The 16,823-nt window shown below is 39.8% G+C and carries 14 protein-coding genes; 2 read left to right on the top strand and 12 right to left on the bottom strand.

Features of this window, described 5'->3' with window-relative positions:
- Window positions 1-120: 120 nt before the first annotated feature.
- Window positions 121-495: a ComEA family DNA-binding protein gene (locus tag JMW61_RS03550; protein WP_201549642.1), complete on the bottom strand. Its 375-nt coding sequence runs from the start codon at window positions 493-495 to the stop codon at window positions 121-123.
- Window positions 479-1,360 carry a nucleoside triphosphate pyrophosphohydrolase gene (mazG, locus tag JMW61_RS03555; RefSeq protein ID WP_201549643.1) on the bottom strand — a complete coding sequence of 294 codons (882 nt, stop codon included), beginning with the start codon at window positions 1,358-1,360 and terminating at the stop codon, window positions 479-481. The genes JMW61_RS03550 and mazG overlap by 17 nt, the downstream gene beginning before the upstream one ends.
- 139 nt (window positions 1,361-1,499) lie before the next feature.
- On the opposite strand from mazG, the gene JMW61_RS03560 reads away from it, so the two are divergent.
- A complete protein-coding gene (locus tag JMW61_RS03560) occupies window positions 1,500-2,987 on the top strand; it encodes a phosphohexomutase domain-containing protein (protein ID WP_201549644.1) in 1,488 nt (495 codons plus the stop codon).
- A 100-nt stretch (window positions 2,988-3,087) separates the two neighbouring features.
- Here JMW61_RS03560 and JMW61_RS03565 read toward each other — a convergent pair whose 3' ends face one another.
- The 4 genes from JMW61_RS03565 to galE (JMW61_RS03580) form a co-directional block, all read right to left on the bottom strand.
- Entirely contained in the window at window positions 3,088-4,434 is a 1,347-nt protein-coding gene (locus JMW61_RS03565) for a UDP-glucose/GDP-mannose dehydrogenase family protein (protein WP_227687410.1), read from the bottom strand.
- A 79-nt stretch (window positions 4,435-4,513) separates the two neighbouring features.
- The gene (gene pgi / locus JMW61_RS03570; RefSeq protein WP_201549646.1) at window positions 4,514-6,190 is read right to left on the bottom strand and encodes a glucose-6-phosphate isomerase; all 1,677 of its coding nucleotides are present in this window, start codon (window positions 6,188-6,190) and stop codon (window positions 4,514-4,516) included.
- A 3-nt stretch (window positions 6,191-6,193) separates the two neighbouring features.
- Window positions 6,194-7,066: a UTP--glucose-1-phosphate uridylyltransferase gene (locus JMW61_RS03575; RefSeq protein WP_201549647.1), complete on the bottom strand. Its 873-nt coding sequence runs from the start codon at window positions 7,064-7,066 to the stop codon at window positions 6,194-6,196.
- An 81-nt stretch (window positions 7,067-7,147) separates the two neighbouring features.
- On the bottom strand, window positions 7,148-8,236 hold the full coding sequence (galE, locus tag JMW61_RS03580; protein ID WP_201549648.1) for a UDP-glucose 4-epimerase GalE: 1,089 nt from the start codon (window positions 8,234-8,236) through the stop codon (window positions 7,148-7,150).
- 145 nt (window positions 8,237-8,381) lie between these two features.
- On the opposite strand from galE (JMW61_RS03580), the gene JMW61_RS03585 reads away from it, so the two are divergent.
- Entirely contained in the window at window positions 8,382-9,362 is a 981-nt protein-coding gene (locus JMW61_RS03585; protein WP_201549649.1) for a capsular polysaccharide export protein, LipB/KpsS family, read from the top strand.
- On the opposite strand, the gene kdsB is transcribed toward JMW61_RS03585, so the two are convergent.
- From kdsB to galE (JMW61_RS03615), 6 genes are all read right to left on the bottom strand, one after another.
- Window positions 9,341-10,618, bottom strand: coding sequence for a 3-deoxy-manno-octulosonate cytidylyltransferase (kdsB, locus tag JMW61_RS03590; protein WP_201549650.1), 1,278 nt, complete (start codon window positions 10,616-10,618; stop codon window positions 9,341-9,343). The two genes, JMW61_RS03585 and kdsB, sit on opposite strands and share 22 nt — an antisense overlap.
- Window positions 10,619-10,637: 19 nt before the next feature.
- Complete coding sequence (gene kdsA / locus JMW61_RS03595) at window positions 10,638-11,477, bottom strand: 3-deoxy-8-phosphooctulonate synthase (RefSeq protein WP_201549651.1); 840 nt, start codon at window positions 11,475-11,477, stop codon at window positions 10,638-10,640.
- A 36-nt stretch (window positions 11,478-11,513) separates the two neighbouring features.
- Window positions 11,514-12,476 carry a KpsF/GutQ family sugar-phosphate isomerase gene (locus tag JMW61_RS03600; RefSeq protein ID WP_201549652.1) on the bottom strand — a complete coding sequence of 321 codons (963 nt, stop codon included), beginning with the start codon at window positions 12,474-12,476 and terminating at the stop codon, window positions 11,514-11,516.
- Between the two features lie 77 nt (window positions 12,477-12,553).
- Entirely contained in the window at window positions 12,554-14,899 is a 2,346-nt protein-coding gene (locus JMW61_RS03605; RefSeq protein ID WP_201549653.1) for a glycosyltransferase, read from the bottom strand.
- A 62-nt stretch (window positions 14,900-14,961) separates the two neighbouring features.
- Window positions 14,962-15,627, bottom strand: a complete 666-nt coding sequence (locus JMW61_RS03610) for an acyltransferase (protein ID WP_201549654.1) — start codon at window positions 15,625-15,627, stop codon at window positions 14,962-14,964.
- 96 nt (window positions 15,628-15,723) lie between these two features.
- Window positions 15,724-16,791, bottom strand: a complete 1,068-nt coding sequence (gene galE, locus JMW61_RS03615; protein WP_201549655.1) for a UDP-glucose 4-epimerase GalE — start codon at window positions 16,789-16,791, stop codon at window positions 15,724-15,726.
- Window positions 16,792-16,823: the final 32 nt, after the last annotated feature.

The raw sequence follows: 16,823 nt of genomic DNA on the forward strand, positions 1-16,823 counted from the left end.
GCGTTTATCAGGCGGATGTACCCACTAGTTTAACAAATTTTGGACGCAGTAGGTGTGTTATGACATTTACTTACGTGCTATTTTGTCAATATCGGGGTTAATTAAAGCAAAATAATGCCCTTAATCTTGTACGCTTAAACGTCCTCGATTTTTCTCAACGGTTTTTGCACCGATACCTTTGACCTTTGCTAACTCACCAACTGTCTTAAAGTTACCAAACATCTCACGATATAAAATAATCGCTTGGGCCTTGCTGCTGCCGATACCATTGAGTGAAACCAACTCACCTTCGCTGGCACGATTGATATTCACAGTATATTGCTCACGCGCTTGAGTTTTGGCATTTTCTTGTGATAACAGGTACTCATAGGCACGCTGAGGATTATCAAAACAGGGCGCTGCATTAGCATCGTTAAATATCAAAATAGCCAAAACACAACCTAAAACAGCAGTCTTGGTTACGCTAACAAACGAGACTTTAGGATGAGCGTTCATGTTGTTTCGCCGCTTCCCACAGTGCATCCATTTCTGTTATATCACTATCTTCTAATCGCTTGCCAGCTGCATCTAATTGCGCTTCAATATAACCAAAACGTGACTTAAATTTATGCACGCACGTCAGCGTTGCTGTTTCTGCATCAAGATTTAACTTGCGTGCGACATTGACTAGAGCAAACATACAATCACCAAGTTCTTTTTCAACCTCTCTGATATTGGCTTTGCTTATGTCGTATTCAGCAGCTTCTTTGGATTTATCCGTCAATTCACTTTTTAGCTCGGCAATCTCTTCATCTAGCTTATCCACTGCCCCTGCAATACCTTCCCAATCAAACCCCAATTTTGAGGCTTGCTTTTGCACATCTTGTGCTTGCATGAGCGCACTGCCTACTTTGGTATTATCCAGACGTCGCTTTGGTTTACCGCGTGCCTCACGTGCGTGCTGTTCTTCCGCTTTAATCTCATCCCAACGTACTTTTACCGCTGCATCATCTTTCAAGTTTTCGGCCTCAAACACATGCGGATGACGACGAATCAGCTTCTCTTGTAAGGTGGTAATAACGTCACTCATATCAAAGCGCCCTTGCTCAGCATACATCTGACAATGAAACACCACTTGCAGTAGCACATCACCCAGCTCGCCTTTGATATCTTCATCATCATCGCTTTGTACCGCTTCGCCTAGCTCATAAGCTTCTTCGATGGCATAAGGAATGAGGCTATGATTGCTTTGCTTCTTATCCCATGGACAATCAACTCGCAGCCGCGCCATCAATGCTAAAAGATCATCAAGCTGGCCTGTGGCTTCTGGTGTTCCTTGCACGGGCTTAGGCACGGTAATTTTATTGTCTGAAATACTCATAAGGGCGGCTCTTATCGTTTTATGTGTTGTTTGCTGATTCATCTAGTAGTTAGTGTACCATTGAACCCTGATTGGCCTATAATTGTGCTATCTACTTTATTATTTTACCACTGCTCACGCGCAAGGAACTTTTACCATTATGTCTACTTCTGCGACCATTAGCTATCAGCCAAAAACTGAATTCAATCCTATTACGATCAGCTCATTCAAAGCTTACGATATACGTGGTGAGCTTGGCGTTAATCTGGATGAAGAGATTGCTTACCGCATTGGGCGTGCCTTTGCGCAGATTCTACATCAGCGTCATAGTACAGTAAGTAAGACTCATGACAATGATATGACAAATCTAAAACCTGCCATTGTCATCGGTAGCGACATTCGCCATTCTAGTGAACAGCTTAAACAGGCTACCATAGCAGGTATTATTGATGCTGGTATTGATGTGATTGATTTGGGTATGACTGGTACTGAGGAGGTATATTTTGCCACCAGTCATTATCAGGCATTGGGTGGTATCGAAGTGACTGCCAGTCACAACCCTATCAATTATAATGGCCTAAAACTGGTCAAAGAACATTCAAAACCAATCAGTGCTGATGATGGTTTGGCAGAGATTCAGGCACTTGCAGAATCTGGCAAATTCACGACTGACAATCCATCAGGAAAACTAAAATTATTGACCGATAAAAGTGCTTATGTCGATCATGTCATGACCTTTATCGATACGGATAAACTAAAGCCGCTCAAGCTGGTCATTAACTCAGGCAATGGCAGTGCTGGCCCAGTGGTTGATTTATTAATTGAGAAGCTAGCACAAGTGGATGCACCGATTGAAGTCATTAAATTACATCATGCCCCTGATGGCAGCTTTCCTAACGGCATTCCCAACCCTATGATCGAAGCCAATAGAGTGGCTACCCAGCAAGCCGTTTTGGAAAACAATGCTGATCTTGGCATTGCTTTTGATGGTGACTTTGATCGCTGCTTTTTATTCGATGAACGTGGCGAATTTATCGATGGTAGCTACATCGTTGGTATGCTCGCTCAAGCGTTTTTGAACAAATATCCAAGCGAATCAATCGTTTATGATCCGCGAGTAATCTATAATACCGAAGCGGTGATAGAAGAACATAATGGTAAGGCCGTCATCAGTAAATCTGGACACTCATTTATTAAGCAAGTCATGCGTGACTCTGGCGCGGTATATGGTGGTGAGATGTCTGCCCATCACTATTTCCGTGATTTTTTCTATTGTGATAGCGGCATGATTCCTTGGTTATTAACCATTGAGCTATTGTCCATTACAGGTAAAACCTTATCCGAATTGGTCACAGGCTATATTGCCGCCTATCCTAGCTCAGGCGAATTAAACTTTCACCTCACCACTCACGATGCACCGACGATTATTAGTGCAATTGAAGCTAAATTTAGTAACGAGCATCCAATTAAATCGATGCTTGATGGCCTCAGTCTTAACTTTGGTGACTGGCGCTTTAATCTGCGTGCTTCAAATACCGAGCCACTTATCAGATTGAACATTGAAAGTCGCGGTAATCAAGCATTGTTAGCTAATAAGAGTCAAAAAATAAAGGAATGGTTAGCGGTACAAGGTGCTGTACCAGCGTAAACTCATACTGTTCAATAAGAATGGCTTTGATTAAAAATCAAAAAAGGCTCACTAATAATAAATTAGTGAGCCTTTTTCGTAAGAAATATTTTTAAGAAACTTACTTAGTGCGACCAATGCCCATATAATCACCAACTAGGCTATTAATTTGCATTCTCGTCAACGCATTTTGTGCATCAAATACTGGCATAGCTTGCTGATTGACTTTGGCAATATCCAACTGGTCTCGTGGCGACCAACTAACAATAAAAATCGCCTGAGCCTCACCAAGTTGTTCATAAGGATTATCAATTAACTCAAGTAATGGTTGCTGCTGATAAAGCACAGCAAGTTCGGCCTGCGCTTTGTCACTATAGACTATCGTACGAATATTATAAGACCACAATAAAGCCAATAGCGGATGAATAGCGGAGCCAGCAGTACGCCCAGATCCAGCTTTATAACTACCACCCCAAACCATCACCGTTTTATTATCAATAAATCCATCAAAATATTGCCAGAATTTACGAAATATCAGCTCTTTTTGGTCTTCGTTGATGTGCATGACTGACTGCAACAGTGGCATATTTAAACTGTGTGTTTGGCTTGACTGCTGTAACTTAGACAATTCAGTCGGGAGCGTATTACCACCAAAGCCCCAACCCGCCTGTAGATAACTGCTACCAACCCGATCATCCAGCCCCATAATACGACTGACTTGCTTGATATCGACCTGTTGGCTATCCGCCAAGCGTGACATCTCATTCATAAAACTCACTCGCGTTGCGAGCATCGCCATGATACTACTACGGGCAAACTCTATCGTTGCAATATCAGCGTGATGGGCGGCACGCGCATGCTGCATTAAAAGTTTTAATACTTCTAGATGTTGGCTACTATTGGCTGTCTTTTCACCGAGTAACCACAATGAAGGATTCAACATTGAACTATAAGCATCGCCGTCTTGCAAAAAGACAAATGGCAGATAGTACACCCAAGCACGCTGTAACTGCTGAGCCAGTGCTGAGACTTTGCCTAACTGCTCAATACCGCTCATAACCACAGGTAGCACCTGCTGATGGCTATGATTGAATGCCGTAATCCAGCTGGCTTCTGTCCATACTAATTTGATGCTATCTAAAAACAACCAGTAAAATGCCACAGTGCTTTGATTATCAACTTCGCCATGATTTGCCGATTCATAGCACTTTATCAACGTATCGGCACTATCTGGCAACGCTTTGCTGATAATAACCTGCTGCTGCTCATACATCTGCCATAGCGCTTGTAAATGATGCTCAAAACCATATTGCTGTATCTGCTGAGTTAATAAATCCATATCCGCATACAAATGGACGCGTTGACCGAGGCTTGCCAGCACCACGGCACTGGTAATGGCTTCAATACTATGACCAACCAGCACACAAACCTGATTGCTATGAACGCCTTGTGTCTTAGCCGCATGCATATATTTGGGTGTATTATCGATTTTAGAATCAGCGCTCATAAGCTTACCTTTTCACTTTATTAATGTATCGGCAGCAGGATTAAGACAGCTGTCTAATACGTTGTAGCAGTTGGTCAGTAGAGGTGTCAAATTGTCCTTGAGACTCTTGCTGCGTGTGTTGCATCGCTTGATGTACGGACTCTGCCATTTGCTTACCCATCTCCACGCCCCATTGATCAAACGGGTTAATATCCCAAATACTGGCCATGACGTAGACCTTATGTTCATAAAGCGAAATCAGCGCTCCCAAACTATGCGGCGTCAGCTCATCGATCAACAGCGTGGTTGAAGGCTGATTGCCACGGTAGTATTTATACTTGTCCGCAGCAGAAGCTACTTGAACCTCAGACTCTTGGAGCGCAGCATTGCCAAACGCCAGTACCCGACTTTGCGCCAAACAATTCGCTAAAGACAGTTCATGCTGCTGTTGTAATGAGGCGTTTTTTACTTCGCCACTATAGCGGCGCACGCAAGCGATAAAATCGCAAGAGACTTGCTGTGTCCCTTGATGTAGCAATTGGTAAAACGCATGCTGAGCATTGGAGCCAATCTCACCCCATAGAATCGGGCATGTATCATAGTCAATATGATCGCCATGCTGGGTAACGGACTTACCATTACTTTCCATCTCCAGCTGAGTCAAATAGCTTGGCAAATAGCTGAGACGACCATCGTAGGGTAATACGGTGTGAGCATTCACCTGTAAAAAGGTACTGTTCCAAACGGCAAGCAGCCCTAATAATACCGGTAAGTTATCTGAGAAATCAGCTTGTGCAAAATGCTCGTCCATACTGTGAGCACCAGCCAATAACTCTTTAAAGCCAGACATACCGATACGAATAGCAATGGCCAAACCTATCGCTGACCATAAAGAAAATCGACCGCCGACCCATTCCCAAAGCTGCAGCTGATGCTCAGGATGAATCCCCCAAGCACTCATTTTTTCACTATTGGCTGATATTCCAATAAAGTGGCGACGTAACACACTGTCTTCAGTACCCGCACGCAGCTTAGCAGTGGCAAGTAGCCAGGATAACGCTGTCTTAGCATTGGATAATGTATCGACAGTACCAAAGGATTTGGATGAGATAATAAATAAGGTTGTCTCAGGATTTAGATGTTTGAGCAAGTTATCAAGCTGAGTGCCGTCCATGTTGGAGACGAAATGTACTTCAATCTCGGTGTCTGCCCATTCATCAAGTGCAGTCGTCGCCATGAGCGGTCCAAGATCGGAGCCACCAACCCCAATATTAACGACATCAGTGATAGCCTTACCTGAAAAACCACGCCATGTACCACTACGAACCCGCTCAGATAGTCTCGCTACCTGCGCTAAACTGTGATGTACATCAGCAACGATATTTTGATTTTCAACTTGTAAAGTGGCTGTTTCTGGCAGACGTAGCGCCGTGTGTAGTGCTGCACGCTCTTCACTGGTATTTACCAAGGCGCCCTGCATAAGCGCATCAATACGTGTCGACAATTCACAGCTCTCTGCTAGCTGAAATAGAGTTGCCAGTACCTGCTCATCCATACATTGCTTGCTATAGTCCATATACAGCGCGCCAGCTTGCATGCTAAAGCGTGCAGCACGACTGTCATCCTGTGCAAACAGCTGTGCAAGCGACCATGGCTGCTTAGCAAGCGTTTGTAGTTGCTGCCAGTATTCAGAACAGCGAGCACTGTGATAGCTTATATCATCTTTGATATCAACCATCAGCTATTCATCTTCTGCTAGTTGCTGCTCGGCGAAATAGATAAATGCCTGCATATATGAGCGCATATCGCCTGCATCATAGCTATTTCCACGCATCGTCGTGACATTCACTCCGTATTCACTAATCAATGCATCAATAGCATCCGTCAGCTGAATCTCACCACCGACTGAGGCTTTGGTATTGGCTAAATAGTCAAAAATCTTATTACTAAAGACATAACGACCAACGACTGCTAATTTAGAAGGTGCGTCGGCTAAGTTAGGCTTTTCTACAAACCCTGCGACTTTAAAGCTAGTGTTAATATCTGATTGCTCATCAATATTACTGGCATCGCTCAGCTTAGCAATACCGTATTTATGCACATCTTCATCGGCAACATTATCGACCAATATTTGTGAATGGTTATCTTTGCTAAAAGCATCCATCATAAACGCTAAGTTATCGGCAGACATATTACCTGTAAATGGATCGAGCACGACATCAGGCAACAATACAGCAAAGTCATGCTCACCTATGATGGGTCGAGCCGCTAATACCGCATGCCCCAACCCTAAAGCTTTACCCTGACGTATCATCGATACTGTCACATCCTCTGGTAGCCAGTTTAAGCTATCCGCCAAGTCATCTTTACCTTTCGCTCTAAGCTGATTGTCTAGCTCAGCATTGATATCAAAATAGTTTTCAATCGCACTTTTTTGCGCATGACCGACCAAAACAATATGCTTGATACCCGCAGCAATCGCCTCTTCGACCACATAATGTATAGCAGGGCGATTACCTAGCGGCAATAGCTCTTTTGGCACAGATTTCGACAATGGCAACATACGAGTACCAAAACCTGCAACAGGGATAACGGCGTGGGTGATTTTTTTCATAATGTATTAGCTATATTAAAAAGAGGGAGGGGAAACGAGACAATCATAACGCATTATTAGACAGCTGTAACTCAATACGATTTAAGAGGCATCATAACCATTCGGATTCATACTCTGCCAACGCCATGTATCTTGGCACATGTCGGTGATAGGTAGCTTTGCTTCCCAGCCTAATAACAATTTCGCTTTATCAGCACTGGCATAGCAACTGGCAATGTCACCAGCACGGCGAGAAGTAAACTGATAAGGGATACTCTGTCCAGATACGTCAGAAAATGCAGATATTAATTCTAATACAGAAGTGCCTTTGCCAGTTCCTAGGTTAATGGGTAAAAACCCTACTGAACTAGATTTAGAACTGGTTTGCTTTGTACTGGCCGTATCTAAACAGCTTTTTTCTGGGCTTATTTGTTGCTCTAAATAATTCAGTGCAGCCACATGACCTTGTGCCAAATCAGTAACATGAATAAAGTCACGTACACCCGTACCATCTACGGTAGGATAATCATTACCAAAGATGCTGAGCTTATCAAGTTTACCGACTGCTACTTGAGAGATATAAGGCATCAAATTGTTAGGAATATCATTTGGGTCTTCCCCGATTTGTCCTGACGAATGGGCCCCTACTGGATTAAAATATCTAAGAGAAATCAAGTTCCAACTATCATTGGATACGGCTAGGTCTTCTAAGATATACTCAACGGCAAGTTTGCTTTGACCATAAGGGTTGGTACAAGAGCGTGGTGATTTTTCATTGATAGGTAGATTTTCAGGATCACCATAAACAGTAGCAGAAGATGAAAAAACAAAGTTTTGGACATCATACTCTGACATGACTTCTAATAGAGCAATAGTACCACTGACATTATTGTTATAATACATGAGTGGCTTGGTGACTGACTCTCCAACTGCTTTTAACCCAGCAAAATGAATGACACCAAAAAAATGATGTGCAGCAAATACTTTTTTGAGTGACTCAGTATCTCGTATATCACCTTCGATAAACTCAATAGGTTGTCCAATCAGAGTAGAGACACGGTTGATCGCTGCACGGCTACTATTAGATAAATTGTCATATACCACAATGTCATAGCCTGCTTCATGCAATGCGATACAAGTGTGAGAACCTATATATCCAGCACCGCCAGTAACTAATATTTTATTTTTCATAACATCGACCCGTTACCTTATGAATTAGTCATTCGTCTTTGCTCATAAATGCAACTATACTGGGAACTATAAAATATTACCAACATAAATACCTTAATAGTGTTTACTTACTCGCCCTCTATAATCCTAAGTTATTAACCATATTATGAAATTCAACACCTACATTCAGCCGCTTTTATCGGGTTATTATAAACATTACTGCCATTCAAAACAGCGTTTAGCATTAGTCGTTGGCATGCAGCCATGGCGAGATATAGTCGGTGAGTGGGTATTAGAGTCAGCACATATTCAGATACAAAGGCATTTTGATAAGCGCTACTTTAATCGATGGCTCAAACCTTTTATCAAACGTGTCAATCCTGTTATCTATATTTGGGGTTATAAAGCCCCTGATTACTTTATCGATTATGTACGAGCGCAGAATTTAGATATTTTCTTCTTAGAAGATGGTTTTATCCGTTCAGGCCCTGATGACGATAGTAGTACACCACCGCTGTCTATCGTGATGGACAGCCAAGCCCCTTACTTCGATACCACTCACCCAAATGACTTGACAGATTTGATTGCTAACTTTGACTTTGAGCAGGACGGATATGATGATGAGCTGGCACAAGAGATGCTTGACTATTATGTCACGCATCGAGTGAGCAAATACAATCACCAGCCATACGTGGACGTTGTGCCAATATATGGTGCTAAGAATAAAGAACGTATTTTGGTATTAGGTCAAGTACCACTTGATGACTCACTGAAATACGGTGGCGGTGAGGGTATTACTTTACTTGATGTAGTGAAGAAAGCAATTAGAGAGAATCCTGATACACAAATCATCGTAAAACCACATCCTATGACGTTAGACAACCCTGACATTGTTAGCACGCTCACTGAGCTAGATTGTCTGATCCTTACCCAGTCTATACATCTGATCGATGCATTAGAGACAGTTGATCATGTCTATACGATTACGTCATTAGGTGGCTTTGAAGCATTATTGAGAGGAAAAAAGGTCACCGTATTAGGGCGACCTTTTTATGAAAACCTTTGTCAAACAGAGAGCCCCAAACATCAGTGCTTTCTATTATGCTACTTATATAGTCAAAAAAATCACTGTGTTACATTGGCATGAATCTTTAGAAATGCAGCAGGATCTTCTATCAATTTAGACTTACCTTGCTCAATCAAAATTTTATCAGCCAACTCACGGAAAGCGCCAAAACCGCCCTTGGTATCTGTCACTAAATCACACTTAACCTTGACATAATCTGGCGCATCAGCAACAGCCACGGCAACACCACAACTAATGAAGGCTGGCAAATCAATGGTATCATCCCCGATATACACCGTATTGGCTTTGGTAGTATTCGCACGCTGAATAATATCTTGACAAGCCACTTCTTTATTCTTAATACCTAGCATAAAAATATCAATGCCCAAATCAGAAATTCTTTTGCGCAAGGGTTTTGAATCCTTACCTGATAGTACAGCTACTTGAATACCAGCCTGTTGCAACAGCTTGATACCCAAACCATCACGTACATGAAAGCGCTTCATACATTCACCATGTTCATCATAGTAAATACCACCATCTGTTAATACGCCATCAATATCAGTAATAACAAGTTCAATATTAGAGAGCAAAGGCTTTTCACTCTCTGGTTGCTTACCTTGAAGAATAGCGATTACTTTTTGAAGGTCTTCAGGAGTATCTACACCAGGCCCTGTCTTCATCACCTCAAAGGCAAAAATATCTATGTCACTGTCTAATAATCTTAACTGTTCTAATTGCTCTGCTGATTCGAGATTAGATTCAGGCAATTGCGCATATCGTTCTAGAACAGACTTTCGATAAGCATATACACCAACGTGCTGCTTATAATTAATTTGTACATCGTTGTTTCGAATAAAAGGTATTGGAGAGCGACTAAAATAACACGCACGGCCGCTATGTGACGTGACCACTTTAACGGTATTGGGATCTTTAGCCTGCTGTGCGCTGATAGAGTGATAAATCGTTCCAACTTCAATTGACTCATCGCTACGCATGGCATTAATCAACATCTCAATATCATCAGAACGTACTAAGGGTTCATCACCTTGTAAATTGATATATAAATCAGCGTCTACCTTACTCATAACTTCCACGAGCCTATCAGTACCTGAAATATGAGTTGAAGCAGTTAGTACTCCTTTACCGCCAAAATTTGCAACTGTCTCAAGTATCCTCTCATCATCGGTTGCTACTATTACTTCAACATTTTTGACTGATTGAGCTTTCTCATATACATGCTGAATCATCGGTTTACCCAAAATATCAGCAAGTGGCTTACCAGGAAATCGTGAAGACGCATAACGTGCAGGGATAATAATAGCAACAGAGTCCATCTAATACACCTTTATATATTTACTGAATATCAATGCTTGGTAATGACTTGATTAAATCATCTACCTGCTTCATCTGTTGTAAAAATGGCTCTAATTTATCTAGCGGCAATGCACTTGGTCCATCGCATTTAGCTTCACTAGGATTGGGGTGCGCCTCTAAGAACAGTCCTGCAAGTCCGGCAGCCATACCTGAACGAGCCAACTCTATAATTTGATCTCTACGACCTCCTGATGCATCACTGCCTGAGCTTCTGGTTTGCAGTGCGTGGGTCACATCAAAGATAATAGGCGCATTATTACTAATGCGCTTCATTACGCCTAATCCCAACATATCAACGACCAGATTATCGTAACCAAAACAACTACCACGCTCACAAAGCATGAGTTTATCATTACCCATTTCATGAAATTTATTGATAATATTTTTCATCTGCTCTGGGCTCAGAAACTGTGGTTTTTTAATATTAATTGGACGACCAGTCTCTGCTAACGCTTTAACCAAATCAGTTTGACGCGCCAAAAATGCGGGCAGTTGTAAAATATCAATAACTTCAGCAGCTGGCTGACACTGAGCTATTTCATGTACGTCTGAGATAATCGGCACGCCAAAAGTTTCTTTCACTTCTTGTAAAATCTTTAATCCTTCGTCTAATCCTGGCCCACGGAAAGAATGGATTGAAGATCTATTGGCTTTATCGAAACTGGCTTTAAATACATAAGGTATGCCAAGCTTTTGCGTGATATCTACATACGCTTCGCATGCCTTTAGGGCAAGATCTCTTGATTCGATGACATTAATACCACCAAACAGTACAAAAGGTTGATCATTGCCAACCGTTATATTTTCAGTAACTTTCATTAAATACTCTCAAAAACTATAAATATTAGTGTTTATTTAACTGATACCAGCTTGTACTAGGTCACGTAATGCAAGTACACCAACTAACTTATTATCATCTAATACGATGAGCTGATTAACTTTCTGTTGTCTCATAATGTTAAGTGCTTCTGATGCCTTCGTATTAGGTGTCGTAGTAATAGGTGTGGTTTTCATAACACTAGCAATTGGTTGGCTCATATCTTGGTTTATCGTGAGCAGTCGACGTATATCACCATCTGTCAAAACTCCATAGTTATTTTCACCATCTACCACTACCGTCATGCCCAATCTTTTTTCTGTGATTTCAAACAAAGCATCTATAATACTAGTATCACCAGTAACAACAGGAACTTCATCACCAGACTTCATGATATCAGACACATCAGTTAATAGTTTCTTACCAAGAGAACCAGCAGGATGAGATAAGGCAAAATCATCAGACTTAAAGCCGCGGGCTTCTAGCAAAGCAATAGCAAGTGCATCACCTAATACCATAGTGGCTGTGGTGCTAGAGGTAGGAGCTAGCCCCATTGGACAAGCCTCTTCAAAGTCACCAAGCGTCAAAGCTACGTCTGCTTCTCGAGCTAATCTACCTAATAAATTCTTAGTGATACTTATTAAAGGTAAGTCTAGCTTTTTAATAACTGGTAATAAAACATTGATTTCATCACTGTTACCTGAGTTCGAAATAGCTAACACGACATCACCCTTAACGATCATTCCAAGATCACCATGACCTGCTTCACCAGGATGGACAAAAAACGCTGGGGTACCAGTAGAAGCCATCGTCGCAGCGATTTTACGACCAACAAGACCTGACTTGCCCATACCAGTTATAATCAGACGTCCTTTGCAATTAAGGATGATATTACAAGCTTTCTTAAAGCCACTATCTAAAGCCGCCTTTAAAGAGAGGAGAGCTGCAATTTCAATGTCAATAACACTCTCTGCAATACTACTTTCATCATCAAACCACATACTTCGATACTCTTTTATTTCAAAAAAAACTAATAGAACCTAAATATAAGCTGCTAATTTTTTATAAGTTAAAATAACTATTTTTTATTTCTATAAAAAAACTTGAGCTTATTAACAATAGGATTTCGAGAATCGCCAAAAAAATCATATGGAGTTCTAACAAATTTATTTCTTTTACGTATCAAAACATTAATACGTTTATCTAAACTAGAAAGTGTATTGTCAACTATATAGAGTTTTTTTTCTTTCAAAATAGCAGTGCTTTCATTTGTAATACCTTTTGGAACATCTAGCGTTAACTTAGAATCAACTTTTTTTTTACTATTATTACCAGTTAAATTATCCATAACATCTACAGGAGAAGCTAAAGCACTTGGATTCTTTTTACTTTCTCTAATAATACTAGGCAAAAATAGGCCATAGATTCTCGATAACAAAGGTATAGGATGAGTTCTATACTGTACATCCACTGCATCCTTATTAATACCTCTAATCTGATAAAATTCGAGGTTCTCTAGTATGGATCTAGAACTACCATCTTTCTCGACCCTATTCCTATATTTAGCTTTAGCAAAAGAATAAAAATGGTTTTTTAAATAATATATAAACTTTACAATATCATCTTCGTTAACTTGAAACTTACTCTCTAGAGCTTTTACAACAGCTTTAGAATCAGAAGCATGTATATTAATAGTATGATGGCTATAGAAAGCTTCACCCATATGTATTACAGGCTTCCTAAATAACATAGCTAGCAAGCCAACTCCTGAATTAATCAAAAATATCTTATTTGCTATACTTATTAAATCATGAATATGATATTCCTTATCAACTAGCAACATATTATCAACTTGCTTCATAGATGATGGAAACCCTGCTTCTAATGGGTGTTTTTTTACCACAATAAACCATTCATGTGGATTTAACTTTTCAACTACATCATTAACAGTTTCAATAAATCCCTCAAACCCATTAGCGCTACCAGAGAAGTATTTAATTACACTATCACTAGGTCTTTGCAAGGCGATAAACAAAATCTTTCGACCGCCAACTCGATGTTTAACGTCAAACTCTTCTTTAGTAATGACATCCCCACGAAAATTATCATTTTTTTCTAATGTGCTACCAGACTGAATAACACTATTTATGTATTCTTCGGTATCAATTATATCTTCTTCATCTAATTCCTTGCTCCACTTATCATAGCTATAGGACTTACTATCTGCATTAAATCCTTCATCTATAAACCATGAATCAGGCAAAGCTCCTCTTTCAAACACATAGAAAGGGAAGTTATTTTCTTTCGCCCACTTGTATATCGACAACCTTTTATCATTTCCATAAGGGTTCCAGAAAAGGAAGCGAGTAATACCTCTAGATTCGATTAAACTTTTAATCTCATCTATTTCTACTTTCATTTCTGATATATAGTCAACTCTACCTAATAGAGGAATGAGTTGACGTATACTAAGCCAAGCAGTGTCCTTACGAACGCCAAATATTAATGTGTTTTCTTTTCTGGATAAATCTTCCAAAGGGTCTATTTTAGATCGACCTTCATCAAACTCTTTCATGAAAGTTTGTAATAACTCTTTATTCTTATGAGTAGAAACTTGATATTTATCTTTAGGTCGTGGATGCCAAATATGTACAGCAAATAAGTTATTATTGTATACTGAGTAGCCTGCCATGGAAAAATAAGCTCTAAAACCTTCATAATCAACCGAGCTATAGTCTTTTTTATCTAGGTAATAATTGTATGTTCGATGATACTTTCTTGCGTAAGTAGCAAGTCGATGTGCTAAATCAAAGTCTTCACTACCATGACCACTAAACTCTTTTCTGTGTCCGCCAATGGACAATAGGTGCCACCTATTAATGACTAAAAGAGAAGTTGCTGGTGCAAAACTTTGAATACCGTTATTATCACCGTTATCATAATTATTCCGTAAGTTTCTATATTTTACAGAGCTTCCTAAATCGTTATCAGAAATAAATTCTTTCGAAAATTCCTCATCAATATAGAAGCAAGGAATGCAGAAATATTCAGTAATGTTTTTCTGTATCTTCCTACATGCAATTTCTTCTAATATTTTATTATAGAAGTCTTTATCAAACACTAAATCTACATCAAGGAATATTACGCATTCGCCCGTTGCTAACTGAGCACCATAATCTCTGGCTCTTCCTATAGAAAACGTCTGACTTCTTGTATCTTGAAAAATATAACGAGTATTATGATTTTTACAAATACTCTGTATTTTTCTAGAAAAAAAGGATGTACTACCAGAATCTACTAATAAATATTCAATTTCACTGCTATTGGCATTAAGAGATAAGATTCTTTTTATGTTTTCAAGAATATACTGCCTATTATTAGAAACACGTACAGGAAATATCACACTTAATTTTACATTACTCATTGTCTTACCTATTATATACATAAAAAATTTAGTAGTCTTTTATAAATTCTCAATAAATTAAGCTATTGTTCATAGTTAATTATTTCATTAACTGGACTATCGAATTCAAAAGGAGGGAGCAAATTAACATGTGTTCTTTCCCATGCTATATTTTCCCTAATAATCTTTGCTGGTGCACCTGCTATCAATGAATGACTAGGAAAGATACTTTTTAGTAAAGACTTCATTCCTACAACACTACCTGAGCCAATTTCTGTACCACCTAAGACTACTGACTCATAGCCAAGCCAAACGTGAGTTCCAATTTTTATAGATCTGCTAACATTTATACGCTTCTTTGTATATAAATCAAAAATTGGATGAGCATCATCAGTTCTAAGTTGATTAAAAGACGCAAACATACAGTCTTCTCCAACAATTATTTTTGTTCTTTCCGCACACGATATATAGCACTTCTCTGTAACGGTTAAACCTTTACCTAAATTAACCTCACATGCAATTCCTGCTCTTATGGAGCCCCTGTATTGAACGTCATCTCCTAGCAATATTGTTGCATTATGAGCGTCAAAACGAATATGAGTATCTCTTAATTTTACGTTTTTTCCAATAATTAACTTATTACCTTTGCCTCGAAAAAAGATATTTACATTAATATTTTCAGATGCTTCCCCAACTATTACATTACCACTTTGATCTTTGTAATCTTTAGCTACTTTTGTAGTACTCATTAGGTTACCTTATTAAATTTTTTCCACTAACTATATGCTTACATTCTGTCTTTAGGGGTAATTTCATAGATAGTTGATAAAAGCAATCATTTATAACTACATAGTATTAAGAACATAACCATTCGGGTTCATGCTCTGCCAACGCCATGTATCTCGACACATATCAGCAATCGATAATTCAGCTTGCCACCCTAACAGGGTTTTCGCTTTATCGGCACTGGCATAGCAACTGGCGATATCCCCTGCACGACGTTCTGTAAACTGATAAGGAATAGCCTGTCCAGATACATCAGAAAATGCAGATACCAATTCTAATACAGAAGTACCTTTGCCAGTGCCTAAGTTAATAGGTAAAAAGCCTACTGAGTCTTGTTGTGTCTTTCCATCCTCATTTAGACTGGCTAGTTTATCTAGATAATTTAGTGCAGCCACGTGACCCTGAGCTAAGTCAATAACATGGATAAAGTCACGGACACCTGTTCCATCGACAGTAGGATAATCATTACCAAAGATACTGAGCTTATCAAGTTTGCCCACGGCCACTTGAGAAATATAAGGCATCAAATTGTTAGGAATGTCATTAGGGTCTTCGCCAATCTGTCCTGATGGATGGGCGCCTACTGGGTTAAAATATCTAAGAGCAATCAGGTTCCAGTTGTCATCGGACACAGCTAGATCTTCTAATATGTATTCGACAGCAAGTTTACTTTGTCCATAAGGATTGGTACAAGAGCGCTTCGAGCTCTCATCAATGGGTAAGGATTCAGGATCACCATAGACAGTGGCAGATGATGAAAAAACTATAGTTTTAACATTATACTCTGCCATAACTTCTAATAAGGTGATGGTGCCGCTGATATTGTTATTGTAATACAGCAATGGCTTGGCTACCGATTCTCCAACTGCTTTTAACCCAGCAAAGTGAATCACGCCAAAGAATCGATGGTCGGCAAATACTTGTCTTAACATTTCAGCATCGCGGATATCCCCTTCGATAAACTCAATTGTCTGTCCAATAAGAGTAGAGACACGGTTAATCGCTTCATGGCTACTATTAGATAAGTTATCGTATACCACAACTTCATAGCCTGCTTCATGCAATGCTATACAAGTATGCGAACCGATATATCCAGCACCACCAGTAACTAGTATCTTGTTTTTCATAAGAGATTCGGATATAAAAAAGACACCCCATT

The sequence above is a fragment of the Psychrobacter fjordensis genome (assembly GCF_904845995.1).
Taxonomy (GTDB): Bacteria; Pseudomonadota; Gammaproteobacteria; order Pseudomonadales; family Moraxellaceae; genus Psychrobacter; species Psychrobacter fjordensis.